Source organism: Leptolyngbya sp. CALU 1928, assembly GCF_056784215.1.
In genome coordinates this window covers 2,692,854-2,719,841 of sequence record NZ_JBXBCE010000001.1, presented here as the reverse complement: position 1 = coordinate 2,719,841, position 26,988 = coordinate 2,692,854, and the positions used below count along the sequence as shown (strand labels likewise).

28 protein-coding genes and 1 pseudogene are annotated in these 26,988 nt (G+C 49.2%); 17 read left to right on the top strand and 12 right to left on the bottom strand.

All coding sequences use genetic code 11. The annotated features are described in order from the left end of the window. Nucleotides 1-4: 4 nt before the first annotated feature. Both AC1S5B_RS12660 and AC1S5B_RS12655 read left to right on the top strand, forming a co-directional pair. On the top strand, nucleotides 5-277 hold the full coding sequence (locus AC1S5B_RS12660; protein ID WP_482036026.1) for a hypothetical protein: 273 nt from the start codon (nucleotides 5-7) through the stop codon (nucleotides 275-277). Between the two features lie 40 nt (nucleotides 278-317). Beyond that, on the top strand, nucleotides 318-614 hold the full coding sequence (locus tag AC1S5B_RS12655; protein WP_482036025.1) for a hypothetical protein: 297 nt from the start codon (nucleotides 318-320) through the stop codon (nucleotides 612-614). Nucleotides 615-670: 56 nt separating this feature from the next. On the opposite strand, the gene AC1S5B_RS12650 is transcribed toward AC1S5B_RS12655, so the two are convergent. The 3 genes from AC1S5B_RS12650 to AC1S5B_RS12640 are packed head-to-tail and all read right to left on the bottom strand — an operon-like array spanning nucleotide 671 to nucleotide 2,626. After that, nucleotides 671-1,348, bottom strand: coding sequence for a class I SAM-dependent methyltransferase (locus AC1S5B_RS12650; protein WP_482036024.1), 678 nt, complete (start codon nucleotides 1,346-1,348; stop codon nucleotides 671-673). Between the two features lie 7 nt (nucleotides 1,349-1,355). Next, nucleotides 1,356-2,207: a M56 family metallopeptidase gene (locus AC1S5B_RS12645; RefSeq protein ID WP_482036023.1), complete on the bottom strand. Its 852-nt coding sequence runs from the start codon at nucleotides 2,205-2,207 to the stop codon at nucleotides 1,356-1,358. Continuing rightward, nucleotides 2,192-2,626: a BlaI/MecI/CopY family transcriptional regulator gene (locus AC1S5B_RS12640; RefSeq protein WP_482036022.1), complete on the bottom strand. Its 435-nt coding sequence runs from the start codon at nucleotides 2,624-2,626 to the stop codon at nucleotides 2,192-2,194. Before AC1S5B_RS12640 ends, AC1S5B_RS12645 begins: the two co-directional genes overlap by 16 nt. Nucleotides 2,627-2,934: 308 nt before the next feature. Here AC1S5B_RS12640 and petJ point away from each other — a divergent pair, with 308 nt between their 5' ends. The 3 genes from petJ to dxs all read left to right on the top strand — a co-directional run bounded on the left by petJ (nucleotide 2,935) and on the right by dxs (nucleotide 6,473). After that, nucleotides 2,935-3,285, top strand: coding sequence for a cytochrome c6 PetJ (gene petJ / locus AC1S5B_RS12635; RefSeq protein WP_482036021.1), 351 nt, complete (start codon nucleotides 2,935-2,937; stop codon nucleotides 3,283-3,285). A 247-nt stretch (nucleotides 3,286-3,532) separates the two neighbouring features. After that, nucleotides 3,533-4,363 carry a tetratricopeptide repeat protein gene (locus AC1S5B_RS12630; RefSeq protein ID WP_482036020.1) on the top strand — a complete coding sequence of 277 codons (831 nt, stop codon included), beginning with the start codon at nucleotides 3,533-3,535 and terminating at the stop codon, nucleotides 4,361-4,363. 202 nt (nucleotides 4,364-4,565) lie between these two features. Further along, a complete protein-coding gene (gene dxs / locus AC1S5B_RS12625; protein ID WP_482036019.1) occupies nucleotides 4,566-6,473 on the top strand; it encodes a 1-deoxy-D-xylulose-5-phosphate synthase in 1,908 nt (635 codons plus the stop codon). 62 nt (nucleotides 6,474-6,535) lie between these two features. On the opposite strand, the gene AC1S5B_RS12620 is transcribed toward dxs, so the two are convergent. Next, nucleotides 6,536-7,273: a slipin family protein gene (locus tag AC1S5B_RS12620; protein WP_482036018.1), complete on the bottom strand. Its 738-nt coding sequence runs from the start codon at nucleotides 7,271-7,273 to the stop codon at nucleotides 6,536-6,538. A 435-nt stretch (nucleotides 7,274-7,708) separates the two neighbouring features. Between AC1S5B_RS12620 and AC1S5B_RS12615 the strand changes: the two genes are divergently transcribed. The 4 genes from AC1S5B_RS12615 (at nucleotide 7,709) to AC1S5B_RS12600 (ending at nucleotide 11,123) form a co-directional block, all read left to right on the top strand. Continuing rightward, nucleotides 7,709-8,209, top strand: a complete 501-nt coding sequence (locus tag AC1S5B_RS12615) for an NAD-binding protein (RefSeq protein WP_482036017.1) — start codon at nucleotides 7,709-7,711, stop codon at nucleotides 8,207-8,209. Between the two features lie 55 nt (nucleotides 8,210-8,264). Then, nucleotides 8,265-9,344 carry an ISAs1 family transposase gene (locus AC1S5B_RS12610; RefSeq protein WP_482033858.1) on the top strand — a complete coding sequence of 360 codons (1,080 nt, stop codon included), beginning with the start codon at nucleotides 8,265-8,267 and terminating at the stop codon, nucleotides 9,342-9,344. Then, nucleotides 9,310-10,593 carry a potassium channel family protein gene (locus AC1S5B_RS12605; RefSeq protein ID WP_482036016.1) on the top strand — a complete coding sequence of 428 codons (1,284 nt, stop codon included), beginning with the start codon at nucleotides 9,310-9,312 and terminating at the stop codon, nucleotides 10,591-10,593. The genes AC1S5B_RS12610 and AC1S5B_RS12605 overlap by 35 nt, the downstream gene beginning before the upstream one ends. Nucleotides 10,594-10,676: 83 nt before the next feature. Continuing rightward, entirely contained in the window at nucleotides 10,677-11,123 is a 447-nt protein-coding gene (locus tag AC1S5B_RS12600; RefSeq protein WP_482036015.1) for a ferritin-like domain-containing protein, read from the top strand. Between the two features lie 61 nt (nucleotides 11,124-11,184). Here the strand turns inward: AC1S5B_RS12600 and AC1S5B_RS12595 are convergent, their stop codons facing one another. Both AC1S5B_RS12595 and AC1S5B_RS12590 read right to left on the bottom strand, forming a co-directional pair. Continuing rightward, the gene (locus AC1S5B_RS12595; RefSeq protein WP_482036014.1) at nucleotides 11,185-12,525 is read right to left on the bottom strand and encodes a TldD/PmbA family protein; all 1,341 of its coding nucleotides are present in this window, start codon (nucleotides 12,523-12,525) and stop codon (nucleotides 11,185-11,187) included. Between the two features lie 187 nt (nucleotides 12,526-12,712). Beyond that, nucleotides 12,713-14,185, bottom strand: coding sequence for a TldD/PmbA family protein (locus AC1S5B_RS12590; RefSeq protein ID WP_482036013.1), 1,473 nt, complete (start codon nucleotides 14,183-14,185; stop codon nucleotides 12,713-12,715). Nucleotides 14,186-14,481: 296 nt separating this feature from the next. Here AC1S5B_RS12590 and AC1S5B_RS12585 point away from each other — a divergent pair, with 296 nt between their 5' ends. From AC1S5B_RS12585 to AC1S5B_RS12565, 5 genes are all read left to right on the top strand, one after another. Further along, nucleotides 14,482-15,165, top strand: a complete 684-nt coding sequence (locus tag AC1S5B_RS12585) for a V4R domain-containing protein (protein ID WP_482036012.1) — start codon at nucleotides 14,482-14,484, stop codon at nucleotides 15,163-15,165. After that, a complete protein-coding gene (locus AC1S5B_RS12580; protein WP_482036011.1) occupies nucleotides 15,162-15,485 on the top strand; it encodes a hypothetical protein in 324 nt (107 codons plus the stop codon). Before AC1S5B_RS12585 ends, AC1S5B_RS12580 begins: the two co-directional genes overlap by 4 nt. Before the next feature lie 51 nt (nucleotides 15,486-15,536). After that, a complete protein-coding gene (locus AC1S5B_RS12575; protein WP_482036010.1) occupies nucleotides 15,537-16,022 on the top strand; it encodes a globin family protein in 486 nt (161 codons plus the stop codon). Between the two features lie 99 nt (nucleotides 16,023-16,121). Then, nucleotides 16,122-16,778: a V4R domain-containing protein gene (locus tag AC1S5B_RS12570; protein WP_482036009.1), complete on the top strand. Its 657-nt coding sequence runs from the start codon at nucleotides 16,122-16,124 to the stop codon at nucleotides 16,776-16,778. Between the two features lie 32 nt (nucleotides 16,779-16,810). After that, nucleotides 16,811-18,736, top strand: coding sequence for a serine/threonine-protein kinase (locus tag AC1S5B_RS12565; RefSeq protein ID WP_482036008.1), 1,926 nt, complete (start codon nucleotides 16,811-16,813; stop codon nucleotides 18,734-18,736). 109 nt (nucleotides 18,737-18,845) lie between these two features. Here AC1S5B_RS12565 and AC1S5B_RS12560 read toward each other — a convergent pair whose 3' ends face one another. The 4 genes from AC1S5B_RS12560 to queC all read right to left on the bottom strand — a co-directional run bounded on the left by AC1S5B_RS12560 (nucleotide 18,846) and on the right by queC (nucleotide 23,241). After that, nucleotides 18,846-19,070 carry a PCP reductase family protein gene (locus tag AC1S5B_RS12560; RefSeq protein ID WP_482036007.1) on the bottom strand — a complete coding sequence of 75 codons (225 nt, stop codon included), beginning with the start codon at nucleotides 19,068-19,070 and terminating at the stop codon, nucleotides 18,846-18,848. Beyond that, nucleotides 19,054-20,142, bottom strand: a complete 1,089-nt coding sequence (locus AC1S5B_RS12555) for a M23 family metallopeptidase (protein WP_482036006.1) — start codon at nucleotides 20,140-20,142, stop codon at nucleotides 19,054-19,056. Before AC1S5B_RS12555 ends, AC1S5B_RS12560 begins: the two co-directional genes overlap by 17 nt. 141 nt (nucleotides 20,143-20,283) lie before the next feature. Then, on the bottom strand, nucleotides 20,284-22,221 hold the full coding sequence (locus tag AC1S5B_RS12550; protein WP_482036005.1) for a TolC family protein: 1,938 nt from the start codon (nucleotides 22,219-22,221) through the stop codon (nucleotides 20,284-20,286). A gap of 303 nt (nucleotides 22,222-22,524) precedes the next feature. Continuing rightward, on the bottom strand, nucleotides 22,525-23,241 hold the full coding sequence (queC, locus tag AC1S5B_RS12545; protein WP_482036004.1) for a 7-cyano-7-deazaguanine synthase QueC: 717 nt from the start codon (nucleotides 23,239-23,241) through the stop codon (nucleotides 22,525-22,527). 152 nt (nucleotides 23,242-23,393) lie between these two features. Here queC and AC1S5B_RS12540 point away from each other — a divergent pair, with 152 nt between their 5' ends. Both AC1S5B_RS12540 and AC1S5B_RS12535 read left to right on the top strand, forming a co-directional pair. Then, on the top strand, nucleotides 23,394-25,262 hold the full coding sequence (locus AC1S5B_RS12540; RefSeq protein WP_482036003.1) for a DUF3352 domain-containing protein: 1,869 nt from the start codon (nucleotides 23,394-23,396) through the stop codon (nucleotides 25,260-25,262). 185 nt (nucleotides 25,263-25,447) lie between these two features. Further along, nucleotides 25,448-25,666, top strand: a pseudogene (locus tag AC1S5B_RS12535) (DUF2511 domain-containing protein); the annotation flags it as partial. Nucleotides 25,667-25,677: 11 nt separating this feature from the next. Here AC1S5B_RS12535 and AC1S5B_RS12530 read toward each other — a convergent pair. Both AC1S5B_RS12530 and AC1S5B_RS12525 read right to left on the bottom strand, forming a co-directional pair. Next, the gene (locus AC1S5B_RS12530) at nucleotides 25,678-25,992 is read right to left on the bottom strand and encodes a Uma2 family endonuclease (RefSeq protein ID WP_482036620.1); all 315 of its coding nucleotides are present in this window, start codon (nucleotides 25,990-25,992) and stop codon (nucleotides 25,678-25,680) included. Between the two features lie 64 nt (nucleotides 25,993-26,056). After that, complete coding sequence (locus tag AC1S5B_RS12525; protein ID WP_482036002.1) at nucleotides 26,057-26,260, bottom strand: Uma2 family endonuclease; 204 nt, start codon at nucleotides 26,258-26,260, stop codon at nucleotides 26,057-26,059. 54 nt (nucleotides 26,261-26,314) lie between these two features. Between AC1S5B_RS12525 and AC1S5B_RS12520 the strand changes: the two genes are divergently transcribed. Further along, nucleotides 26,315-26,866 carry a gluconokinase gene (locus AC1S5B_RS12520; RefSeq protein ID WP_482036001.1) on the top strand — a complete coding sequence of 184 codons (552 nt, stop codon included), beginning with the start codon at nucleotides 26,315-26,317 and terminating at the stop codon, nucleotides 26,864-26,866. Nucleotides 26,867-26,988 lie beyond the last annotated feature (122 nt).

Genomic DNA, 26,988 nt, shown 5'->3' with positions numbered 1-26,988 from the left:
TTCAATGGCACGACAGCTTAAACGGTGGGAGTCGCCTCGAAAAGAAGGACGAAACGACAAAGGACGAGGTGGATCTGCCCGCCAACGTCAGCGAAAAAAGCAGTTTCAAGCGCTGCGAAAAAAGCTGAAGGAACAAACGGACAGGCAAGACAACAACAATCAGAAGAACAAAAATGGGGAGGCAAATCGCTTCCCTTTTCTTTTGGCAAGCGGCAACCGAATCGGATCGGTTATCCCGCCGCGCGTACTATTCTTGAACTGTTGTTTGATTTGCTAGAATTGGCGTAGATCACCGTAGTTGTTAGTGTGGATTAATCATGCATGGATTGCTTGGCGGCGCGATCTCGTTGGTTTCTTTCGGCGGACTCGCAATCTGTCTGCGAGATTTGAGTCGCTGGTTCACTTCTCAGCCTGCGCAATTATCAAATAATAAAGATAATTCGCTAGATTACAGTGGCGTTTTAGAAGCGTTGGGCGATGGTAGTAATGGCATCTTTGAACAGACTTGTGACAGTACAGAGGTGACTGGAGAAGCTTCATCTGTTATGTGTGAATCGAGCTTTACCGTGGCAAGCAACACTCTTCAAGGGATAGCTCATGTTTTGCATCACTAATTTACAACTTGTTTAAGAGTTAGTAGCATTAGAGTATGAGCGATACTGGTCTGCTTTTATGGGTTTGTGCTAGGGCGCTTTAGTGCCAGTGTTAACCCATCTGCGATCGGGATTAGGCTGAGGGTGATGCGATCGTCTTGGTGAAGTTTTTGGTTAAGGGCGCGAATTTTTTCGGTGCTGTTGTTTGTAATCGATGGATCGGCGACTGCACCTGACCAAAGGACATTATCGATCGCGATTAATCCCCCCGCTCGAACTAGTTGCAGGGCGCGTTCGTAGTAATCATCGTAGCTACTTTTATCGGCATCAATAAAGGCGAAATCGAAGGTGTTTGCCTGTCCGTCTGACAAGAGGCGATCAAGGGTTTCTAGGGCGGGTGCAATTCGCAAATCAATTTTGTCGGCAACTCCAGCTTTTTGCCAATAGCGACGGGCGATCGCGGTATAGTCTTCTCTCACGTCGCAGGCGATGATCTTGCCATCGGGCGGCAGTGCAAGCGCCACAACGAGCGAACTGTATCCCGTAAATACGCCTACTTCCAAGGTTTTGGTTGCGCCCATCAACTGCACCAATAGCGCCATCAATTGCCCCTGCTCTGGCGAAATCTGCATTCCCGCCATCGGGTGCTTTGCCGTTTCGTGGCGCAGTTCAGTTAAAATCTCCGGCTCACGTACCGAAACTGATTGCAAGTAGGCATAGAGGCGATCGCCCATTGCCAAAGATTTGTTGGACATCTTAGTGTTACCCCGCATGGAATGGAATGGTCGCCAAGGGCAGGCAGGCCAGCAGCAGCCAGCTAAATGACCAGACGTTCACAGCAGGGCTTTGCTCTGGAGCCAACAGCAAATCGATGCGCTCCATAAATCGATCGCGGGAGACGGCCCAGCTAAATGCAGCGCAAATATCGGACTGTAGCTCAGCCTGCATCAGCGGGGCACTCACCACTATCAGCAACGACTCCGCTAGCACTAATGGATCGACCTGTTGGGCAGCGATGCGATCGGCTCGGAGTTCTCGCAGCATTAGCAATTCTTGCCAGAGGGCTTCGGTTTGGGGCAGCCAGAGCGTGGCGCGCCGAATCCAGCCCAGCCAAAAGAACCAAAAGGTATCGTGATAGGTCGCATGAGCTTGTTCGTGAACAAGGACTGCTTCTAAGTGGTCGGCATCTAGCGTGTCGAGTAAACCTTGGCTGACCACCAATTCAGGATGCCAAAAGCCAACTCGCGCGCTGTAAGGCGTGGAGAGGTTGAGCAGTCGGGCAGGGTTCCCATGCACGTCAATTACAGGATTTTGGCGAATTGTTTGCAGGGTACAAAACCCTTCCCACACTAGTTTCAAGCCTAGAACATTACTAATGATCAGAAAGGCGATCGCCAGTCCATAACTGAGCCAGCCTTCCCAGCGCAGCACCATTTGCCCAGTGGGTCCCATCCACAAAATCGCGATCGCCGTCATCACCAATAGCAGGGGCGGAAATAGGAAGGCAATCAGCGATCGCTGCCAGCGCTCTGTCCAGCGACCAGGCAAATCCGTCCAGCATAATCGCAGCAGCCACGCCACACTTAACCCCGTCATCATCATGAGGAAATGCATTCGTCTGACCCTCTAGCTTTGCGGACGGCACGAAGTTTTTCAGCGATCGCCTCTAGCTGCTCGACGCTGGTTTGATCCAAACTATCGGCAAAGGCTGCCACGACATCGGGATTGCTCACGGCTAAAAACTGATTCAACTGCTCGTAAGAGTGCAGCGCTTTTGCCTGTTGCCGAGACACCAGTGCCCTCCAGGTAAAGCTGCGTTCTTGCTTATCGCAGGCTAACCATCCTTTTTTAACCAGCCGATTGAGAACCGTCGTCACGGAGGTGTACGCCAACTCTCGACTGGGATCGGTGAGAATGCGATCGTGAACCTCCTTCACAGTGGCGGTTTCTAAGTCCCAAATGATGTTCAGAATCTCAGCCTCTAAAGGACCAAGAGACAATTGTTTGGGTCGGTGATTTGGTAATGCAGCCATGCACTGAAAATAAAGGTTGCGCAACTGTCTTCAGGATAAGTCAAATTTTACGGCTATTTTCTGAATAATTACAGGTCTTTTGATAGCTCCCTACTGAATCAATTGTCATGTTTGACAGGCTGTCTTTTGACAGCGATCGCCTGCTTCCGCACAATAAAAACAAGAAATCTACAGCATTGCTGTCTACATACGTACCATTTGACCCTGATGGAGAGAAGTTTTTACCCTCTCTGTCAGGATCTTTGTTTGGGTGGGTGAGGTAGCCTGTTGTGTGAGATCCATTGACGAGCCGAACTTTGAGAAGAGTGATGAGAAAACTTTTATCGATCCTGTTTGTAGCAATTAGTGTATTCACGTTGGCGATCGCCCCTCCTGCGTTGGCAGATGCGTCCACCGAAACCCTCGCCCAAGGTGCCAAAATATTTAGTGCCAATTGTGCCGCTTGCCATATGAACGGCAACAATGTGATTTCAGCGAATAAGAATCTGAAATCTGCGGCATTAAAAGAGTATGGAATGGATTCTGCTGAAGCGATCATTACCCAGGTGATCAACGGCAAGAACGCCATGCCTTCCTTCAAAGCAAAGCTGAATGATGAGCAAATCCAGGCTGTGGCTGCTTATGTGCTAGACAAATCTGCAAGAGACTGGAAGGCTTAGGGGCTGACTCGATTAATCAAGCCACTGTAGTCAAGCCAGTTAGTTAAGTCAGCGTGATGGGGATGGAGTTTGTTGAGCGTGGGTCTTTGATTCTGCGATCGCCAAATTGCATCCCTATTGTTTATTGAGTTTTTTGAAATAGATCTTTTGAGAAAGGCAAATGATCAACGTCTGGAGCCTAGTACTGTTAGCTTTCACCCTGATAGTTTCCCTAGGGGAGTTCCCAAAAACCGTCATTGCTTCACCCATGGTGTTCTCTTCGCCCATAGCAATGGTTAGCTTTTTCGACCAAGGCATCGCTGCAACTCAAACAGGAAACTTTCCAGCGGCGCTGCAAGCATTTACACAGGCGATCGCGGTGAATGATCGTCCCACTGCCGCCTATGCCAATCGCTGCCTGGTCGAGATTCAACTTCAGCAGTATGAAGCCGCCGTGAGCGATTGCACCGTTGCTTTAAACCAATCCCCTAAAAACCTAGAGGCTTACCTGAATCGGGGCTTGGCGCACTATCGCTTAGGACAATATGCTGCCGCCATCGCAGATAACACTCGCCTGATTCAGCTTCAGCCTGACGATGCGAGAGCCTATGCTAATCGGGGGTTAGCGAACGCAGCACTGAGCCAGCATGAAGCAGCGATCGCCGATTACGCCGCCGCGTTGAACCAATCATCTGTGCTTGATCCAACAGCACTGTCAGATATTTACATTGATCAGGGACTCTCTTATGGTGCCCTAAAGGACTTTGACCGGGCGATCGCCCAGTTTACAAAAGCAATTCAGATCAATGCCAACAGCGATCGCGCATACTTTAGCCGGGGCTGCTTTCATGGACAGCAAGACAATTACCTAGCAGCCATTCAGGATTTTGATCGCGCTTTGAAACTCAATTCTCATTTGCCCGAAGCCTACTTGGATCGGGCGATCGCCTATTACAATTTGGGCGATTCTGACCGGGCACTCACGGATTTACACCAAGCTGCCGAGGACTTTCAGCAACAAGGCAACGACCCTTCCTATCAGCGCGTCTTAAGCCTAATAGAGCAGATTCGGCGATCGGCGTTATCGTCTGTTGTTTGACGCATTATTTCCAAAAGCCTCTAGACAGCCTCACTGTTTACAGCGATCGCGTTTCTTTTCTCTGAGTACATGAAGAAATTCTAACTTTTGCTGCATAACTGATACTAAAAAGCCTCTACGCAGCCTAATTTCATGCCGATTGATCTACTACAGTAAGAAAGGTGGATGATGAATTCACTGATCTGCCGAGAGGATAGCCCGTATGCATTTGAGTGAGCTTAGCCACCCTAACCAGTTACACGGTTTGTCTGTTTATCAACTTCAGCAAATTGCCCGCCAGATTCGCGAGAAGCATCTGGAAACCGTTGCTGCAATTGGTGGACACCTGGGTCCTGGTTTAGGGGTGGTAGAACTGACGGTTGCTCTGTATCAAACTTTGGATCTCGATCGCGACAAAGTGATTTGGGATGTGGGGCATCAAGCCTATCCCCACAAAATGTTGACCGGACGCTATGCCCGTTTCAACACCCTGCGCCAAAAAGACGGCATTGCTGGATATTTGAAGCGCTGCGAAAGCAAATTTGACCATTTTGGCGCGGGTCATGCGTCCACCAGCATTTCCGCCGCCCTAGGAATGGCGATCGCCCGTGATTTACAGGGTGACAACTATAAGGTGGTAGCAGTCATTGGTGATGGCGCTTTGACGGGTGGTATGGCACTTGAAGCCATCAACCACGCTGGACATTTACCCAAAACGAACCTGCTCGTGGTGCTTAACGATAACGAAATGTCCATTTCGCCCAACGTGGGAGCCATTCCCCGCTATCTCAACAAAATGCGGTTGAGTCCACCCGTGCAGTTCATCTCCGAGAATCTGGAAGAACAAATCAAGCATCTGCCGTTTGTGGGAGACACCATTTCCCCTGATCTGGCGCGGATTAAAGAAGGTATGAAGCGGCTAGCGGTGCCCAAGGTTGGAGCCGTCTTTGAAGAACTAGGCTTTACCTACATGGGTCCGATCGACGGGCACAACTTGGAAGAGCTAATCGCCACCTTCCAGCAAGCACACAAGCACACCGGTCCCGTTCTGGTGCATGTTGCCACAACTAAGGGCAAAGGCTATGAAGTTGCCGAAAAGGATCAAGTGGGCTATCACGCTCAAAGCCCATTTAATTTGGCGACGGGTAAGGGGATTCCCTCTAGCAAACCCAAGCCGCCTAGCTACTCTAAGGTCTTTGGCGAAACGCTGACCAAAATTGCTGAGACGAATCCCAAAGTGGTGGGCATCACGGCGGCAATGTCTACCGGAACTAGGCTGGATATTTTGCAAAAGCATCTGCCTGAGCAATTTATCGATGTGGGAATTGCCGAGCAGCACGCAATCACCTTGGCGGCGGGGCTTGCCTGCGAAGGAATGCGCCCGGTTCCGGTGATTTACTCCACGTTTTTACAACGCGCCTTTGACCAAATAGTGCATGATGTCTGCATTCAGAATCTGCCAGTCTTCTTCTGTTTAGACAGAGCCGGAATCGTGGGTGCAGATGGACCCACGCACCAAGGGATGTATGACATTGCCTATATGCGCTGCATTCCTAACATGGTGATGATGGCTCCTAAGGATGAGGCTGAGCTACAGCGGATGATTGTGACAGGCATTAACCATTTGGATGGACCGATCGCCATGCGGTATCCCAGAGGCAATGGCTACGGAGTGCCCTTGATGGAAGAAGGCTGGGAACCACTGCCCATTGGGAAAGGCGAAATTTTGCGCCAAGGGGATGATGTGTTGCTGGTTGCCTATGGTTCCATGGTTTATCCATCGATGCAGGTGGCGGAGATACTGAGTGAGCACAGCATCGAAGCCACGGTGATCAATGCCCGATTTGCCAAGCCGCTGGATACGGAACTCATCTTACCGTTAGCCCAGCAAATTGGGCGGGTGGTGACGCTGGAAGAAGGCTGTCTCCCCGGTGGTTTTGGCTCGGCGATCGCAGAAGCGTTGGTGGATGCCGAGATTGCCGTGCCGCTGACTCGGATTGGCATTCCCGATAAGCTGGTGGATCACGCCTCACCCGATCAATCCAAGGCAGAGTTGGGGTTAACGCCTCCTCAAATGGCAGACCGGATCTTAAAGCTGTTTAGCAAGCAGCCCTCACCCGTCAGCGTTTAAAAGTCTGGGCGGGCAAGAGTGTTATCAGGGGGGTGGGTAAATTGTCCACCCTTTTTGATGCGCTAATTTTTCAACCCGTTTGGTTGAGCCGATCCTTGGGTGTTGAGATCTCCAATCACAAAAGTATGCTTTCCAGTGGAAGCAATTTTTGCCAGAGTTTCTAGGTATTGAAAGAATTTGATGTTGTCGTTGTCTTTGACTAAATCCGCCGCATTCTTTAAAGTTCGTGCAGTGGCAACGGCAGTACGGGCATTTTCCAAATCGGATTTTGCCCTAATTTTGGCTTCAAGCTGTTTTGCAAACAGGTCTTGAATCATTTTAGGAAAGGTAATATCTCGCAGAACCAACTGCTGAATTTCAATGCCAGAATTGTTTAGGCGATCGCGCAGTTCAATCGGCACAGTGGAAAGAATTTCATGACGCTGATTGTTGAGGTCTTCGCTGTTGATGGTGGCGATCGCCTGCCTCAAGTGAACTTGCGTCACATTATGGATGACTTGTTCTGCTTCATACAAAAAGTAGCTACTTTGAAACACATCAAAACTGGATAAAAACTTCTGCCCGTCATTAATTTTGTACTCAACAATGTAAGAGAACCGGAGGGCAATATTGTCACTCGTTAACACCTCTTGGTTCAAAATGCTAAGCAGCTTGGTAGTAGTCGGCAGCATCACCACATCGACTTCCGAATTCAGGTCAAAAAACCGATAAATTCCAGGCTCAAGCACTTTATCAAGTCGATTTTTTCGATATAAATATCCCTGGTGATTTGGCTTAACTGAAATTCTTTTGAATACCATTTTGATGAAACTAAATGCAATTTCTTAAGGAAGAACACTGAGCAGTGAGGAGCGTTGATTCAGTCAAAATGAACTCACCTTGACGGCATCCTCAACGCTTGCAAATCACTACTCAGTCGTGCAAAGCACAGTTCTTCCGAGAGTCTAAGCGCTACAAAAGCGGGTTTGGTTATGAAACCAATGGTGGGAGATTGCCTCCGCAATACCCTGTAAAGTGGCAATTCCCAAAATGCTACAGGTGGCGGTTGTGTCCAATATAGCAAGCATTATTTGTGAACACTCATTATCAATCAGAAATCAGCAGGTGCCCCTTGCTACAGTTCATAAACTCTCTCTATTAGAAAATTATGGGTTAAAGCCATCTGATTCACTTAAGAGTCTCTGTTTGAATTGACGGTGGACGGCGGCTCTAGTAGCGTAACGAGTGGCAAAGCAATGATCTCTTTTGCAGATACTAAACCCAGGATTATTGTGTGTGGATTGGATGCCACCGGATACAAAATCTTCCGATTGCTGAAGCACCAAGGGATTGCCGTTGTTGGCATCCACGATCGCCCATTGCCTGGTGAAGGAGATGACGTAATCATTGGCGATTTGCAAGCGGCACAAACGCTTCTGGAAGCAGGAATTCGTGATGCTCAAACCTTGGTTTTGACAGACAGTGAAGATGGCACGAATCTGGGTGTTTTAATGCAGGCACGGGTGCTTAACCCCCGGATTCGGATTGTGAATCGCTTGTTTAACACCAGTTTAGGAGAGCGATTGGATAGCACTCTGCCTGACCACATCACCATGAGCGTTGCCTCGCTTTGTGCGCCGATTTTTGCATTTTCGGCGTTGGGCAGTGCGGCAATTGGTCAGTTGAGGCTGTTTAACCAAACCTGGCCCATTCATCAAGTGTATGTTGATGAGTCCCATCCTTGGCGGCAGGGCTAGTTCATCAGTGGTAGAAAAATGATAATGGGTGATGCTCTTTCACCCCTAGCTAGCCATGAGCCTGATTGATGCTCTCAAACAAGTACGAGACTATCGAACCCAACCCCAGTATCCATTGTGGGTGATTTTGTTGCTGGTACTGATGGCAACGATGAGCGGGTGTGTGGGGTATCGAGCGATCGCGTGCTTTGTGGAGCGCCATCAAACCCAATTGTTAGGGGTACTCGAAGTGCCCTATGAGCGGTTACCCTGCTACTCGACGATTCGCCGCGCTTTGGTGCGAGTGGACTTTGAGGCGTTAACCGAGGTTTTCAATCAATGGGCACAGGAAACGGTTGAGCTGGAAGAGCAAGCCGCTTGTGCCGTTGACGGCAAGAGCATCCGAGTCAGTCTGAGAGATTACGACCAGGCGTATCAAGATTTTGTCAGTGTGGTGTCGGTGGTCAGCACTCGACTGGGACTGGTCGTTGGGGTGCAATCCATGCACAACAAAACGAGTAGTGAAATTGTAACGGTACAAACCTTGTTGGAGCACCTTCAGTTGCAAGGGGTGTGTTTTAGTTTTGATGCCCTGCACGCCAAAAAAAAAACAGTTCAGCAAATTATAGCCAGTCAGAACCACTACTTAATTGCCATCAAAGGGAATCAACCCAAATTATTAGCCCAAATCCAGCAGCAGTTTGAACACTCGTCTCCCCTCAGTTGTCACGTGGACTCAGAGCGGACGCGCAATCGCTCAACCCAACGCCGTGTGTGTGTATTGGAGCCAAGTGCCACCATTGACCCAAGTTGGGTCGCTCTTAAACGAGTGATTCGGGTCGAACGCACCGGACTAAGAGCAGGCATACCCGTTTCACAGACGGTGTTTTATATCAGTTCGCTGGCAACCGATGCCGCCGAGTTTGCCCGTCGTATCCGGCAGCATTGGCACATTGAGAATCGCCTCCACTGGTGTAAAGATGTGGTCTTTCAAGAAGATACGACTCCACTGTGTGAGGGTCACGCTTTGATTAATATGGCAATTGTGCGAACCTTTGCCCTTAATCTCTTCCGGCAGCATGGGTTTGACTCTTTGACTCAGGCGATTCGACAGGTTGCTCATGATATCCCTCGCCTATTTTCCTTCTGCCAATGAATCAGCCCTGCATCCTTGGCGGGGACGCAAGCTGAGTGAGCTTTGGGACGATCGCGATCGCATGTTAATTTATTACATCCCCGCCCAGACACGGCTGGATCTTGTGTCGGCAGTGGTAGAAGGACATTCGCTGCAAGTGGGCGATCGCCTGATCATGGGCACAAAACCGACAGTCCACGCGGCTCAGCAGAGATCGTTATCTCAACGGCTCAACAAGTTATTTACGGGCTTAAAATACCTACGACAACATAGCCAAGGGCTTTTAGCGAGCTTTTTGCTGCTGTTGGTGATGATTTTTATCTCCACACTGGTGTACGTCTCTTCCATTCTCAAAACATCGCCTGTGGATGCGCTTTATTTCTCTGTCAGCATGATTACGGGCGCAGGAGATAGTTTGGTTACCGTGGGCAATCCACCTGACAGCCTGAAGCTGTTTACCATTTTTACGATGTTGATTGGTGCTGCCATTATTGGGTTGTCTTATGCACTGCTGAACGATTTTGTTTTGGGCACTCGGTTCAGTCGCTTTTGGGAAGCGGCACGGATTCCGCAAAAACAGCATTTTATTGTCTGTGGGTTGGGCAGTGTGGGGGTACAAATTGTCACCCATTTGCACAAGTGTGGTCATGAAGTTGTCGTGGTAGAAAAAGATCCCAACTGTCGCTTTCTTAGCACGGTGCGATCGCTGAAAATTCCCGTTATCCAAGGCGATACCACCCTGCCCACCACGCTTAAAGCTGCTAACTTTGCCACGGCTCAGGCGCTGATCACCGTCACCAGCAACGATACTGTCAATCTAGAAACTGCCCTCAACGCTAAAAGCCTCAGCCCCAAAGTGCCCGTCATCGTCCGCTATCACGATCCAGAGTTTGCTTGGATGGCGCAGCTTGTGTTCGAGTTTGACGCGGTGCTGAGTCCAGCGGAACTGGTAGCTCCCGCGTTTGCGGCGGCGGCTTTGGGGGGGCGAGTCTTGGGCAATGGCATGACCGCCGACAGCCTGTGGGTGGCATTGGCGACCTTGATTACGCCCGCGCATCCCTTTTGTGGCAAGTCTGTACAGGAGATGGCAGTGACCGCAGATTTTGTGCCGCTCTACATGGAAACCCAGTCTCAAACGGTTCACGGCTGGGATTTACTGAAAGTTTGCCTCAGTGCAGGAGATGTGCTGTATCTGACCATGCCAGCCAATCGCTTAGAGCAACTGTGGCAATCAACGCCTTCTCAGTTCATGCGATCGAGCGCAGCGTAGAACTGTTATTAACGAAAGAGATCCTTTTCGCAAACCTCGACACACGATACAATGAGTTCCGACTAATTGAGAAAATTTTTCAAATGAAAGAGTTAGACCTTCAAGGAACAATTGGCATACTCAATTCCATCATGGAGTTTGAACTAGCAGGAGTGGTTCGCTATACCCACTACTCCCTAATGGTGACAGGACCCAACCGAATTCCAATTGTGGGTTTCTTTAAAGCGCAAGCCACCGAATCGTTACTCCATGCTCAGCAAGCGGGAGAAATCTTAACGGGGCTAGAAGGGCACCCCACCCTGCGGGTTGCACCCATGGAAGAAACTTTTAAGCATTCTGTTTTCGACATTCTGCAAGAAACTCTAAACCATGAAAAGACAGCGCTCAATTTATATAAAACCCTTCTAGAAACAGTTGAAGATGCCAGCGTCTATCTTGAAGAATACGCCCGTACTATGATTGGGCAGGAAGAACTCCACGGAATGGAGGTGAGAAAAATGCTGCGTGATTTTAGCCCTGTAGGAGCCTAAAAAAAGTTGCAGGTTTATCCGAATCTGAAAACCTGCAACGATAGTTCGATTCTTTCTCTTCTTATTCACCCGTAATCGACAGTTCCTCAACCCAGACATAAGGACATACCCCAGAAGGAGTAAGGTGTTCCTCTTTGCCGAGGTAAGTGATGGATTTCAGCAGGGAGAGGAAGTTTCCGGCAACCGTTGCAGATTCTATGCTAGTCCGCTTGCCGTCTTTAAGCAGCCAGCCATCAAACGGCAACGAAAAAGAACCTTGGAGCGCTTTTACGCCAGCGTGCAGAGCTTGCAGGTCATCCACTAGCACCACGTTTTCGGCGATATTGAGATCCAAATCTGGCTTCCCTGGTGTGCTGGAAAACACATGATAAAAGTGGGGGCTAACGGTGACTTTTGCACCCATATTGGCGTTTCCAGTGGGATTGGCGTTCAGACGTTTAGCCGTGCCGGAACTGTGAAGAAACCCGGTTAACACACCATCGGTGATTAAAGACGTGCGGCGGGTTGGGGTGCCTTCACCATCAAATGTGGTGACTCCAATGTTGGCAGGATGGAGGGCATCGTCAGCCAGAGACATTAACGGGGAGGCGATCGCGCTTCCCAACGACTCCGGCATAGACAAACTTTGCTTATCCAAAATGTTTTGGGCATTGAACAGGTTAGAAAAAGCTCTGAGCAAATCCAAAAACGCTTCTGGTGAAAAGACGACGGTGTACTTGCCCGTGGTAATTTTTTCGTAGTTCAAATGGCTAATGGTTTTTTCTGCCGCTTCCTTGACACACCCTTCCACATCTAGATTCTCTACCCCTCGGCTAACTCGAAAGGCTCCAGCGCTGCGGGGTTTTTTCCCCTCCTCTTCCGTTTTGGTATAGAGATACATCGACGCAGTGGAGGCGGATTCTGTTCGCATTGCTCCCTCGCTGTTGAGGTAGAAGCGATCGCTTTCCCGTTGACCAATACTGTTGTAAGGCACCGACGCGATCGCGGCATGAGCTTCCTTTAAGTTTTTTTCCGCCCCTAGCAGCTTTTCTAATAACTCTGAGACTCCAGCCGTCGCAGCCTTTTCGTGAAATTCTTTGGCTAAAGGAGCGGCAAATTCTGGACTAAAATCCGGCACATTTTCCGTTGCGCCAAAAAAGCTGGCTTCCGAAGCCGTTTTTAGCGCCAGTTCCAGCCCCACCGGATCAACATTTGTAGTGGACGTGATTCCTACCGAACCCTGGTCATTCCACACCCGCACCGCCACGGTGCAGCGATTAGAAGCTTTGACCTGATCCGGTTTCCCTTGATCCACTTTGACGCTCGACTCATCAATAATCGAGCCTGCCATGTCAAATTTATGAATTCCTAAACGGCTAGCCGCCGCCTTCGCGTCTGTTGCAAGTTCCTGAATGGTTGGCATAAGTTCTTTGAGTTTTGAGTTTTGTTCGCGTAGCGTTTCCGTAGGAAATATTTTGAATTTTGAGTTGGAAATAAGAGTGTGGGGTGCAGAGATCAAAGTTTTGAGTTTTGAGTTCTAGGAGCTTGGTAATTTCTATTCCCTGTTCCCAATTCCCTGACACCCGACCCCTGACACCTGATACCTTCTTCTATCGTCCACCTACCGTAATGGAATCCACCTTAATATGAGGTTGCCCAACGGTGGTGTAAACGGTGCCGCTGACGGAACCGCAGAATCCGGCTGCTAGGTCAATATCGTTGGCGCACATGGAAATTTTGGTCATAATTTCGGTAGCATCGCCAATCAGGGTTGCCCCTTTTAACGGTTTGGTCAGTTTGCCGTTTTCAATCAGGTAGGCTTCATCCACGGCAAAGTTGAATTGACCGACAGCTCCAACACTGCCGCCGCCCATTTTTTTGCAGTAAATCCCGCGATCGACCGAGGAAAGTAGATCATCCACGGAATATTCACCGGGAGCAATGTAAGTGTTCCGCATCCGAGAGGCGGCAGAGAAGGCATAGTTTTGGCGACGACCGCTGCCAGTCCGGGGATGCCCAGTTCGCATGAAGCCAGCGCGATCGCTGATGAAATTCTTCAAAATACCATTTTCAATCAGCAGAGTGCGTTGAGCGGGCATGCCTTCATCGTCCATGGCGATCGTGCCAAAGGCATTTGAACTAAGTCCTTCATCCCAAGCCGTGACATTTTCATGAGCGATTTTTTCGCCTTTTTTATCCAGAAACGGCGTGGTGCGTTTTTCGATCTGAGTTGTTTCCAACAAATGACCGCAGGCTTCATGGAAAATTACGCCGCCAAACTTGTTCGCCATCACAATGGGATAGGAACCCGATTCTACATAGTCGGCATAGAGCATTTTGCCAGCCGATTCTGCCACGTTTTCCGCTGTGGTTTCATAATCCCAAGCGCGAAGGAAACCGGGGTTGCTGGTATCGCCCATTCGCTCGCTAATTGACGAACGGTTTTCACCATCGGCACAAAGCAGGCTAAAACCCACGGATTGAGTTAAGCGCACATCTCGCGCAAAGGTGCCGTCACTGCCCGCAACTAGCACTTCTTGCCAGTTGCGAAAATAATCGGCGCGACGCGATTGCACATGGGTTGCTTTTTGTTTTAAGCGAGAGTTGGCGGCTAACAAGACATCGCCCATTTCCCGCATGGAGCTAGATTCGCCCATCCATTTATCTTTCTCGCGTAAGGTGCCATAGTCCCGCAGGGGTTCCAGGTTTGTTTCGGGAATGAAGGCACCGGGAGCAGGTAGCTTTAAGCCTAAAATGTCGATCGCTTTTTCTAAGGCAGATTTCAAACCCGTAAAAGTAACATCATTGGTGCTGACGTAGCAATCGGTCAGTCCCCGAAAGACGCGCACTCCGGCTCCGGTGGTGAGAGCGGGGGCAATGTTGGTAATGGCATCGTTTTCAGCAGTGCAGCTAATGTAGTTGACTCGCTCTAGAAAAAATTCGATGAAGTCTGCGCCAGAGGCTCGTCCTAGTCCTAAGAGGGTGGATAGGGGAGATGCCCAGCTTTCGTCAAAGCGATCAAGGGCAGAAGCATATTTGAGTGTAGGAATTTCTCTGGAGCGAAGTAGGGAAGTGGCAAGCATAAGAATCCTCGGCGGCGGAGCGTGGATGAGCAATAAGCAAAAGGGTTAACTTTTCGCTCATCTAATTCCTTTACTATATTCTGCCTTAACAAAACTCTGCACTCTAGCAGTCTTTTTCTGAGTTAGATCTATCAGACAGAGGGAATATTAAGTAAGGCTTTGATCAAGCCATTTTGCTTTACCGCGATCGCTGCATTCAAACTCATCCAAAACCTTTGATAGAGACGGTGCTGTGATTCTATCGCCAAATTTGATCTAACCCGTAACTAGCCGTTTCCTAAGCTATTAAAGACATTATGGTGACTGCAACTTCCTACCCCCATTCTGCTCATTCCAAGAATCCTAAAAAGCATAATCATTATGGCTTTCGCGACTTTTTCCAATTCGACACCGATAAGGGCACCATTACCGACTGGAATGGCAGTTTGAATGTTCTGACCACTGAAGATTTTATTATTGGCTTGGTGCAAGGGTTGGAGGAAGAAGTGGGAGACGCTTCAGCCGCCATCATGTATACCATTGGCTGTGAATGGGGTCAGAAAGATGCCTTCTTTTTTGAAAAATGGTTTGAAAAAGAATTCGATCGCAATATTCGCCAAACCAATCTACTCTTTTTGCTAGAAACCTGGTGGTGGCCATTCACCTCTCAAGGCTGGGGCAGATGGGAAGTAGACATGGGCGATCGCAAGCAGGGCTTCATGTTCATCAACGTGTTTGATTCTGCTGTAGCTCGAACCTTAGGCGATGTTGGTAAGCCTGTTTGCTACCTCTATGCCGGATTATTTGCAGGCTTTTTTACTGAAATGGTGCGAAAGCAACTAAGCTGCATCGAGATCCAATGCTATTCCATGGGCGAAACCTACTGTAAATTTTTGCTGGGTAGCCAAGATCGGATTGATGCCGCCTCTTTTTGGATGAATGAAGGAGCCACCGCAAAAGATATTGAAAAACGCTTGAAAGAGGGGGCAATATTACGATGAACACCCCAATCGCGATCGCAAATGGGTCTGCTCTCAAACATTCAAACAATTGGCTCAATTCAAACAGTTGGCTGCAATCCTCAGTTCAAGAGTTTTTTAGCGCCCTAAATTGGGAAGACCTGCCACCCATTATTCAGCAGATAGGCGAGGTCACGCCCCAATATTCCGATGCGCCCCTCAGCCTAAAACTGAGCGTTAGCAGATTTTTTGATGCCATCAATTGGGAAGGAGCCGCGATCGCGGCTTCAGTTTCAGCCCCAACTCCATCCACTTCAGCCGCCAGTTTCACCCTAGATGATTTTTCAGACTTGTTTGGCTAACCCGAATTACGCCCTCGCCGTTCATTCCCTATTCTCTACTCCCTTATTCCCATGCATCCACACCTTGAAGCAATTTTTGACGATGCGGAAAGTCGCTACCTAAAGCCAGATGAGCTTCAGTTGCTCAGTCAATATGTAGATTCACTACCGATGCGGCTGAGTGCTTACCGCAACTTACGCGATCGCGAACTAGAAATAATGCAACCGGTTGCCGACCAACTTCAAGCTCAGTTGCCAAACGAAAAAATTGAGAAGTTGGAGCGCGCCCTCAAAACCGCCATGCTGACCTTACGCTACTGCGCTATGGGGCTGTTGCTCAACGATCAATCTTTTGCTCAAGATCGGTTAATTAGTTGGCTAGGCGGCACTATGCGCTTGCACAACATTCAATCCATCAACCTCATCCTTTACCGCTTGATGCAACAGCACCTTTCGCAGGTATTAAGCCCTCCAGAAATGAATTTGTTGACTCCTTATCTAACCTCAGCAGAAACGTTAATCCGTGAACAATCGCTTGAAACGACTAGTCCGCAGTAATAGACCGCTCTTACCCTAGATCCCTCCCCCAATAGGAGAGGGAACCGGAAATGTTAGAAAGTCCTTCTCTACTCCCTACTTCCCATTCCCTAAAAAATTATGATTTCCGTTGCTGATTTATTAACCAATAATCGGATTCCTGGCAACTACTTCACTACCGATGCTTACGTGCGGAGCGATTTAGAATTGGGACTGCTAGAAAACCGTCGGGGCGATCGCTTACTGGCGTTACCCGAAACATTAATTCAAGCCATCTACTCCGGGCTTGATCGAGAAACTGGGCAGGCGACTCGATTAGTATTGTTTAACTGCGGTCGTTGGTGGGGCAAAAATTTCTACACCCGCTTTCGCGAAGAGCTAACAGATTATTATGGGCAAGCCCTCGCAGATATGACAATGGCGGAATTTTTGCAGTGTTTTGAACAGTGCTGGATTACTCACGGTTGGGGCAGGTTGAAATTGGATTCAACTCACCACAATCGAGGATTCTTGGTGATTGAAACCGCCAATTCTCCCTTTGCGAGCCAAGCACCCAAAAGCGATCGCCCCATTTGCTTTTTTGAAGCAGGAATTCTCAGTTCCTTTTTTAGTCAACTCACTGGCAAAGAACTTCACTGCATTCAAACCGCTTGCGAGTCGTTGGGGGCTGAGTGCAACTACTTTGTGGTAGGGCTAGAAAAACGGCTCCAGCCTGCCGAATCGCTGATTGAGCAGCAAATGCCTCATACTGCAATTATGAAAACACTCTGTGCTTAGGGCTGTATCTAATCTGCTATGTCTAATCTATTGTGTCTAACCTGCTGACCAATCTGCTTTACCATTCCAACTATCGTCTGCTGGGGCTAGTTGGACAAGGGCAATTTGGGCGTGTCTATTGTGCCAGTCACCGTAAGACAGGGCAATTGGTGGCGCTTAAAGAACTAAACCGCGATCGCTTTTCTACTCGTAATTTTCTGCGTGAACTGCGATTTTTGCTGAGTTTGCAGCATCCTAATATCGTCACCTGTCAGGCGTTAGAGCATACCGCGACCGGGCGTTGCTTAGTGATGGATTACTGCGAAGGCGGCACACTGCGAGATCTGTTAAGCGATGAGATGCAGCTTCATCCGTTACAGGGGCTAAATTTGATTGCCCAAATTTTGGCAGGGCTTGATCATGCCCATCAGCGAGAAATTGTGCATTGCGACATTAAGCCAGAAAACATTTTGCTAGTAGCCACGGCTACAGGCTGGACGGCGAGAATCACTGATTTTGGGATTGCCCGCCTCAGCCAAGAGCTTTCAACGGACGGATTTGGCAATACTGGGTCACCGGCTTACATGGCACCCGAACGCTTTTATGGACAGCATTCTCCCGCATCTGATCTCTATGCTGTGGGAATTTTGCTGTTTGAAGTGCTAACGGGATATCGTCCTTTTTCTGGACTTCCAGGAGATTTAATGGCGGCACACTTAAATCAGGTGTTAATGATACCCGATAGCATTCCAGAGTCCATTCGTCCGATTATTCGCACCGCACTGCAAAAATTACCGGCTCGGCGATTTCGGTCAGCGGCAGAGATGGGAAATGCTTTACAGAACGCGATCGCCCAGTCTGAAAATTCGATGCCGGAATGGCAGCCCAATCGGTTGCAGCGTTCATCAGTAAAACGGGCGATCGTCCCGTTAAGGCATGATTATCAAGAAAGATTGCAGGCTCCGGTGAAACAATTAGCCGCCTTACAAAGTAATGCAACTATCGATAGTCAATCGCTTTATCAAGTATTTGGCAATCAGATTGGTTGTCAATGGTTTAGCGAGGCTAAAATTTTTAGCAAAACGGCTGTTAGTCAAGGCTTTGAACCCAAAAGTTATTCTGAATCCTCAAGCCCCATTACAACAATTCGGTTGCCGGAGCCTATCTTACAGATGCAACTCTGCGCTCAAGTGTGTTTTGTGGCAACCCAGCAGGCAGTGTATCGAGTGGCGGTGGCAATCCCGCAATCGGATATTGTGCAGCAGCAAAACTTAAATGCTTCCATCTCTCAGCAGTCCGCTCCTCAATTAATTGCCACACTCAAACAAGATACCGTGTTAACCGTGGATGCAAGCGGACACTGGATGGCGACAGCAACGCCATCATTGAATAAAACCCAGAGCCAATTAAATATTTGGAATCTCCAAAATGTTCAGCCCTTTAAACCCGCGATCGCTCTAGCGATCGATCCATGCTTCCAACTCTTGGCGCTTGATTCTCGCCATGGAGCAGCGCTTTCACCTATCACCGACTCCAGCGCGAATGCGTGTATTATCGGCACCCAAATTGAACTGTTTACTCGGCGCGGCACTAGGGTTGGCTGCATCAGTTTACCGATCCCGCTGCGGCATCTCTCCCTCACCCAAACCCCCTACCGCTTGCTGGCATTAGAACCAGGCTATCCAAACTCACTAGTGTTGCTGGATTTGAAGCCCTTAAGAATTGAGCGGATTGGCTTAAGCTTATCTCCCAAATTTTTGGCTTCTACCAATTGGGGCTACTTAGTAATGGATGCAACCGGACAAATCGTGTTGATCAACCGAATGGGGCAAGAGATTGGGCAGATTGAGGGACTAAGAAACCCCACAGCAATGGTATTTCTAAATGCTTACCAAGTCGCGATCGCCACCTGGAATGGGACTGAAGGCACCCTGGCGATCGTGGATTTGCGTCACTTAGATCTAGACATCGTGTTTTGAAGTTTCTCTTTCTCCATGCTGATTCAGCTTTAGCAATAACGATCGCCAATTAGCTAAGTGATCGCCAAACCCTGCGCCAATCGTCAAAACCTATGGTCGCGATCGCCTCCTACTTTTCGCCAAACTTTTGCTTCGCCTGCTCATAAACCTCAACCGTAATCTCAGTGATTTCCCGCTCACTGGCAAATTTTTCAATTTTCTTACGGGCAGCCGGACGAACGAAAAAAGGAATCTCCTTTAATCGTGCTTCTGCCGCTGGTGTCCACTGAATGGCATCGCTCATAATATTCACGTTACTCGGCGCGATTCGTAAAACATTAGCGAAGCTTCCCATCAGAATCCCCACGGGAATCGCTGGGTTGTTTCAGGGATGGCGGTAAAACAATCGCTGAGGTCACCTGACTTGATGCAGTTTTGGTTTTTGCCTGCCAATCAATTTCACCTGAAACGCCCGCCAACCCCCGATAGGAGAGTTTTAGGTCGCTAGCGGCAGCAATTCCCTTCTGAGCAATATCTAGCGCTTTGACCAATGAGGCTAAAGCATATTCCAATTGGTCACCTGCATCCAAGGCAACCCAGCCTTCTGGGGTCAACTGACGAAACTCAAAATGCAAATGCGGTCCGGTAGAATTCCCCGTACTTCCCACGCGCCCAATCACTTCACCTTGCTTAACCACTTCTCCCTGTTTGACAAAAATTTCTGAAAGGTGTCCATAGAGCGACTGCTGAGTGCCTTTGTTATGGTTTAACGCCACAGCCAACCCATAGCCACCTAAGAAGTCTGCTAGGGCAACCTGTCCGGCATAGGCGGCCAAGACAGGCGTTCCCATGGGCGCGCCTAAATCGGTGCCAGAGTGAAATCGCGATGACCCGAATAGGGGATGAATCCGCCAGCCAAAGGCTGAAGTGATTGGAGCCGGAAGGGACAGGGGAAACACTAGCCGGATGTTATTACCATTGCCTAAACGACCCGGCGGACGGAAAGTGCGCTGATAGAAATCTTTAAGCGAAGCCGTCGTACCCACTCCAACCCCAATTCCATCGCTGCCGATGCTGAGTGGTGACGCTTGCACGGAGCCTAGGGCGTTGGGTAGGCGAATCTGGGGGATTCCAGGCGAGGCTACCACGGGGCTAGTGCGCTCTGTTGCGCCAATGTCATAGCCTGTCGAGTCGATGTAGGATTCGTTCGCAGGAGCCGCCGATTCGATCGCAGCAGGAGCCGGAACCAAGGGCGCGGGTTCCACTGGAGCCATCTGGGGTTCTGGCAAAATCGGTGCATCTAGGGGCGCGATCGCATCGCCTGATTCAGCCGAGGTTTGAGCTTGTAAAGTACTGCTTAAGATGCCTAAAACACCTGCGAGACTAAGCCCTGATACGATTAGCGACTCCCGTAGGGATCGTTTCACGACTCGTGACCAGCTTGGCAATACCCCCCTCAGAGGTTGAGTCCGTCGATTCATCATCCCATCCTCATGTTTTAAGAAACCAAATGTTTTAAGAAACCAAATTGATTGCGTCTAGCCATCTCATACTAACTATTTGGGCAATTATCGGGGCGACGGAGCGGGATCGCCTCCAGGAATCGTAGAATTCGTCACGGTTCTAGGCAGGGTTGGAGTGGTTGATCCCGCAGGAATCGGTAGATTGGTCACAAAGCGAGTCAGCGAAGCCAATGCACGGTTATAGTCAATAATTGCAGTGATAAAATCACCTTCCGCTTGGGTCAGCGCATTCTGGGTATTGATTACCTCAGTTTGAGTGCCTACGCCTGCTTGAAAACGCAGCCGAGCCAATCGCAATGCTTCTCTTGCCTGCTCGATCGCCTGCCTGTTCGTGCCAATGTTCAAAAAGTTAGTGCCCAAATTGGTATAAGCGGTTTCAACTTGAAGCTGAATAGTCTCGCGAGTATTGGCAAAGCTTGTTTCCGCTTGAGCAATATTGGCATCTTGTTGGCTTGCCTGCGCCCGTGCCGCCCCACCATCAAAGAAATTCCACTGAAACCCAAGCGAGGTGCTGAAGCCATCAGCAAACCCCAGTTGATCTCTCAAATTATTCAAAATGTTGTATTGAAAATTAAACGCAACGGTTGGACCCAAGGATGCCAAAGCTGCTTTTTTCTGTTGCTCGGCGGATGATCGTTGGGCAAGGAAGCGTTCCAATTCAGCCCGATTCTTGAACGCGGTGACAATAGACTGCTCCAAAGACATATCCCATACTCCTGCAACCTGCACCGGGTCAGCAGCAGCAAGATTAATATAAGGCGGCACTGCCAAGATTTGGGCAAGCTCACGGCGACGAATTTGCTGAGTCCCTAACGCTGTTACTAAGGTTTGCTGACTACGTGCTAGCTGAACTTGCTGTTGAAGTACATCTAGGCGAGTACCGATTCCGGCTCTTTCTTGGGCGACGACATCCCGCAAAATTGCCTCTGCATTTCGGACGGCAGATTGTTGAATGCGAACCGATTCATCGGCACGTTGAAGTTCGTAATAAGCATTGGAAGTGTCTAACTGCAACTGTTGTAGGGTCACTTCAACCTGAAGTTCTTGCGATCGCACTTGCTGTTCTGCCGCGCGAATTTGGGCAGGACGACGACCCGACGTATAAATGGCATATCCCACCTGCACCGTGCCATTCAACGCCGTGGATTGCTGATCGCCGTTAGCCTCTTGCCGTAGAGCAGGGGGTAAAGATTGCTGTGCCTGTGTTTGCGCTGATTGAGACAATTGCCCAGAGGCGGATCGACTTTGGGTAATTTGTCCATTTGCGCCAATGGTTGGATAACGGGCTGCCTGTGCTTGGCGTAAAGATGCCCGCTCTCGCTGCAATACTTCGGTGGCTAGCTGCAAATCACGATTGTTGCGTTTCGCCAACTCTAGCGCCTGCTGTAAAGTAATTGGCTGAATTCCTCTCAACCTTACTTCTTCAGGACGAGTAGGAAAACTAAGCGGATTGGGGTTGGGGTTAAGATATTCCGGCGGCATCCCCGACTTTGCTGAACCAATGGGTAGATTTTGAAACGGCAAGGCTGGAATGCTTGGAGTAATTGGCAGGGTTGGAATCACTGACGCTGGAGTGGTGCCTGACGCTGGAGTGGGATCGGTAGTCTGAAGAGGGACGGCTGGATCTACTTGAGCTATTTGATTTGATCGCGTTTTAGTGGATGGCTTGGAGTCTGTAGATTGTCTAGCCTTTTTCTGAACGCTCAAATTACTGGGCTTAGAATTTTTGACCATCTTAGCCGATGGCTGCGATCGCGCCAATGGATTGGATTGGGATGCAGGCGCGATCTCAAGGTTCAATGGTATCGCGCTCTTATTCAATAACAACTGATCCACTTTTTCGGAGTCTGCTTCTGATAAAAATTGTGGATTCGCAGCCGCGATCGCAGTTAAATTATCTTCTTGGGAATATCCCGCAGTTGTGTGGGATAAAGCGACTAGAACTCCCACACCTACAGCAACTAATGGATGAGATGATCCCATGCGTACCTACTACCTAATCAAAAAGACTTCTCGAAACAAATATCGACTGCTAGAGAACAACCTATAGCAGGATACCGGGTTGTTGGATAACTAGCAAAATTTTTTGAATTTTCCTTGCCATCTCAGGGAATGAAATCCAGGTCACAGTAAATGTACATCATATTTCCTAGAGCACATCATTAAAAAGTGTCCTCAGAACGCATTTTTATAGATGAAAGCATAGGCGCTCACCAATCGACTTCACCCTAATGTCTATTTATTGTTTATCTATGAGCGCTCTAGCCAAAGTTGAAAGCAGGCTTTTTAGGATTTTGCTTTTTCTGAAATGAGTGCAGACCAAAATTCGACTCCCATAGGCGTTGCCAAATCAGCGCGTCCGGCTTCGATTAAAGCTTTGTCTCGAATTCGGCAGGAATCACACAGTCCACACGGTTCTGCATCCCCTTGATAGCAAGACCAGGTGAGTTCAATGGGAATGCCAAACGTTAAGGCTCTACGCACAATGTTAACTTTGGAGTCCATTACCAAAGGTGCAACTAAAGTGGGCGCGGTGCCTTCTAAGCCTGCCTTCGATGATAGCGTAGCCAGTTGCTGAAAGGCATTCAGATAGGCGGGGCGACAGTCGGGATAGCCAGAATAATCCACCGCGTTAATGCCTAAATAAATTGCAGTGGCACCTTTGGCTTCTGCTAAGGAAAGGGCGATCGCAATAAACACCGTATTGCGCCCCGGCACATAGGTAATGGGAATTGCCCCTAATTCAATCCCGGCTTGGGGAACCGCGATCGCGGAGTCTGTCAGCGCCGAACCGCCCCACTGCGACAGATCTACGCTCAAGATGAAATGGTCTTGAATGTGCAGGTGTGCCGCTACTTGTTGCGCTGCCAAAATCTCGCGCTCGTGTTGCTGTCCGTACCGCAAGGACAGGGCAATGATCTCGTAGCCATCGGCGATCGCTTGGGCTGCCGAAGTCGCTGAATCTAACCCGCCTGATAGCAATACAACCGCTTTTGGTTTCATAGTGCGAAATACCTGAAATTGAAGGACTCAAACACTGTGTGTATCATCTTCCCGCACAACGCACTTCATCATCATTAATGGATTCAACGTGCCCTGTGCTGGAATAATTGAGGCTGGACTGTTGTTGCGGAGTGTCGGGCGGCACCATTGCTATGAAGCTTCGTTCTTTTTTTTCGGGTCTGATTATTGCCGTGGTGGCACTGTTGCTGCTGGGCGCAGGTGGATTTTATTGGATTGCGGCGCAAAGTCCGCTGGGATTGCTGAGTCAGGGCGCGGAGACGACTCCCAGTGCTGCTATCTTTGTGCCCAAGCAAGCGCCTGCCATGGTGTCGCTGTTGGTCAACCCAGATAATCTGGAGCAGTTTCGGCAGGTGGCAACTTGTCCTCAAGATCGACGGCGATCGCGGCAAGAGATCACCCAGTTTAAGCAAAGCCTACTGGCAAACACCGGGCTGGAGTATGAGCGGGATGTGCAGCCGTGGCTTGGTGATGAAATCACGATCGCCCTGACCACCTTAGATTTCGATCGCGACCCGTTGAACGGCAAACAACCGGGCTATCTGATAGCGATCGCCACCAAAGACCCAGAGAGATCGCGGGAATTTTTGCAGTTGTTTTGGCAGAAACGAGCGATCGCGGGGAGTGACCTCAGCTTTGAACAATACCAAGGCGTGAAGCTGATCTATGCTGTGGTGCCAACGGGAGAAAAAGATCCAGAAGCGCTATCCAAAGCGAAACGAAAGGACTCTAACGCGATTCCTGATTCTCTATTTCCGATCCCTGCTCTTGCTAGCGCGGTCGTCGGCGATCAGTTTGTTCTGTTTGCCAACCATCCTAAAGTGCTGCGCGATGCGATTACCAACGTGCAGGCTGTGGATCTAAATTTGAGCAATGCCAAACCCTATGCTCAAGCTCTGGATACCTTAGCGCAGCCTCGAATTGGTTTAACGGTGGTCAACTTGCCCCAACTAACCGCTTGGCTAGAAGGAGCGTCTGCTGAATCAGCGGTTGACGGAACAGGAAAATCCCAAGCTTTGACTGTTAAACAGGAAGCCATTGAGCAAAAGTATCAAACGATGGCGATCGCCCTAGGACTTCACCCCCTCGGCTTGATGGCAGATACCGCCCTGTTAACAGCGGATGGCAAAGTCACCTCTAGTACGCCTTCTTTGACCCAACCCATAGCAGCGCTGCAATATTTGCCTGCCATGAGTCCATTTGCTTTATCAGGCACCCATCTAGATCGCACTTGGAGCCGTCTAAGCAGCGATGTGGCAGGCTACCCGGTACTCTCTAAACTGCTCAATCAACCTTTAGATACAGTGAGATCGCGTTGGCAGCTTGACCTCGAAAAAGACGTGTTTAGCTGGGTTAAAGGTGAGTATGCCCTAGGATTACTGCCCGATTCCACCGTTGGCACTCCCAAACCAAAAAGGGGAAAACCATCCGCCGTTCGCGTAGCGTCTCCGAGGGAGTTACGCCTAACTCCAAAAGCGCTTCAGAATGATTGGATTTTTGTTGCTCAGCGCTCAACTGAAGCTGCAAATCAGGCGATCGCCCATTTAGACGACCTTGCCAAAACCCAAGGCTTGAGCGTCGGTTCATTGCCTTTGGGGGATCAAACCGTTTCTGCCTGGACTCGGCTTAGCCCCACTAGCGGCAAAAATCAGGCAAAAACTTTGCAGGCAGATGTGCAGGGCGTTCATGCAACCGTCGGCAACTATGAACTGTTCACCACGTCAATTGAGGCAATGGATCGGGCACTTCAAACGGTCGGGAGTTCTTTGAAAACCAGCGATCGCTTTAACCAGGCGATCGCGCCCCTGCTGAAACCGAACAATGGCTCTGTTTATCTCGATTGGATCGAAGGGGAAGCAATTTTAAAACGTCAATTTCCGATTTTGAGGATCATTGAACTGGCTGGAAAACCCTTATTCAACCATCTCCAATCCCTTAGCCTCAGCAGTTACGGCATGGAATCGGGAGTTAAGCACAGCGGCATTTTTCTAAGGCTAGAGTAGGCGCGATCGCCCGTTTATCCATCTGGTCAAAAATGCTTTTGATTCTGGAAACTCAAGAAGAAACAACTCAAGGTGACAATATGATAAACAAAGTCAGAAGAATTGCATGGACAGCAGCAATAGCGCTCACTTTAATTAGTTGCTCTAAATCTCAAAACCTCTCATAGGAAAAATGGGGTGAAGGGTATCCATTCACCGTCAGCGGTTCACTAGAGTGCGAGTCTCCAAGCGCTGTAATATTTAAGGCAAACGGTAAACTCTATGCCGTAAATGGGGCAGCCAAAAATAAGTATAAAGCAATCGCCGCGCCGATATCAGAAATTTGGAAAGACAGCCTCAAAACGCTGGGAGCCAAAATGAATTTAAGCGGCGTGATTGACGAAGGGCTTAAACTTTGCCAGTGAACTCTTCACGCTTAAGGATTTAATATTTGTTCTGCGGTAATCGATAGCTCAGGCAAAAAGCAGGACGCGATCGCCTCTGTCCCCCTAAAAATGGCTGCTTGATATTCCTGCCTTAGCGTTAGCACCATTATCGTCTGGCGCTCTGGATCGATCAGCCAATATTCTGGAATGCCCGTTGCTTGATATTGAATGCGCTTGTCTTCATAATCACGCTTGTGACTGATTAAACCAGGGCTGACGACTTCCACAACTAAATCTGGCGGCGGCATCTCCAAGCGAATGGTTAAACGCTTTTGGGTCAGTTCGATGTGTTCTGGGCGCAGAATGACTAAATCGGGAAATCGATTGCGAGGCTGTTTGGGCTGTAAAACCGGAACTTCAATTTCGCAGTTATATTGCTGAGTGAGTGAAGGCTGAACTAACCCTGCATTGATTCAGATAGAGCCGTAGCATAAAAGCAATGTGGGAATTGAAGCCAGATTCTGGAGGCATTTCAATTAACGTTCCATCGATCCATTCATATTGGTTGTCCGGGCCATCGTCATAGGTAAGATATTGCTCAAAGGTGATTTGCGAGCCAGCAGCGATCGTCATGGGATTTCTACCAATCGGTAATGCTATGGTACTCCACAGCAAAGGAAAAGATGAATGAACCCATGTCCGTTCGTGTGGATTGTGATTGGGGTCGCCGGGTCAGGTAAGACGGTGATCGGTCGGTTGCTGGCTCAGCAGCTAGAGTGCGATTTTTTGGAGGGCGATCGCCGTCATCCGCTGCCAAATATCCTCAAAATGGCGGCACATATCCCCCTAGAAGATCGCGATCGCCAATCGTGGCTTTTAGAAATGCAGGCTGACATTCAACGGGCGATCTCGCTTAACCGAGAAACTGTTCTCACCTGCTCTGCGCTCAAACTGGCTTACCGACAACAACTCGCCGCACCCGAACGAGTTCAACTCATCTGGCTGAATGTGCCCCAGGCAGAATTGGAGCGCCGACTCAGCCAACGAGCCAACCACTACATGAAGCTTGAAATGCTTCGCAGCCAAATTGCAGTATTTGAACCGATCCAGCCAGAAGAAAATGCCATTATCGTCGATGGTCTGCTGCCACCTGTTGAGGTTGTAACTGACTTGCTGAACACGGCGACTCGACTGTTTCCTAGCCTAAAAAAATCTTGGTGGCAGCGCTGCTATGAATAAGCGCTTAGCCCAATCTTTGCCCTGATTTCCTTGAAGGCTCAAAATTTACCGCAAGCTAAATTAATTTGCGGCTTTCAACATATTCCTGAAATTGACGGATCGGCGCGAAGGATGAAGGATAT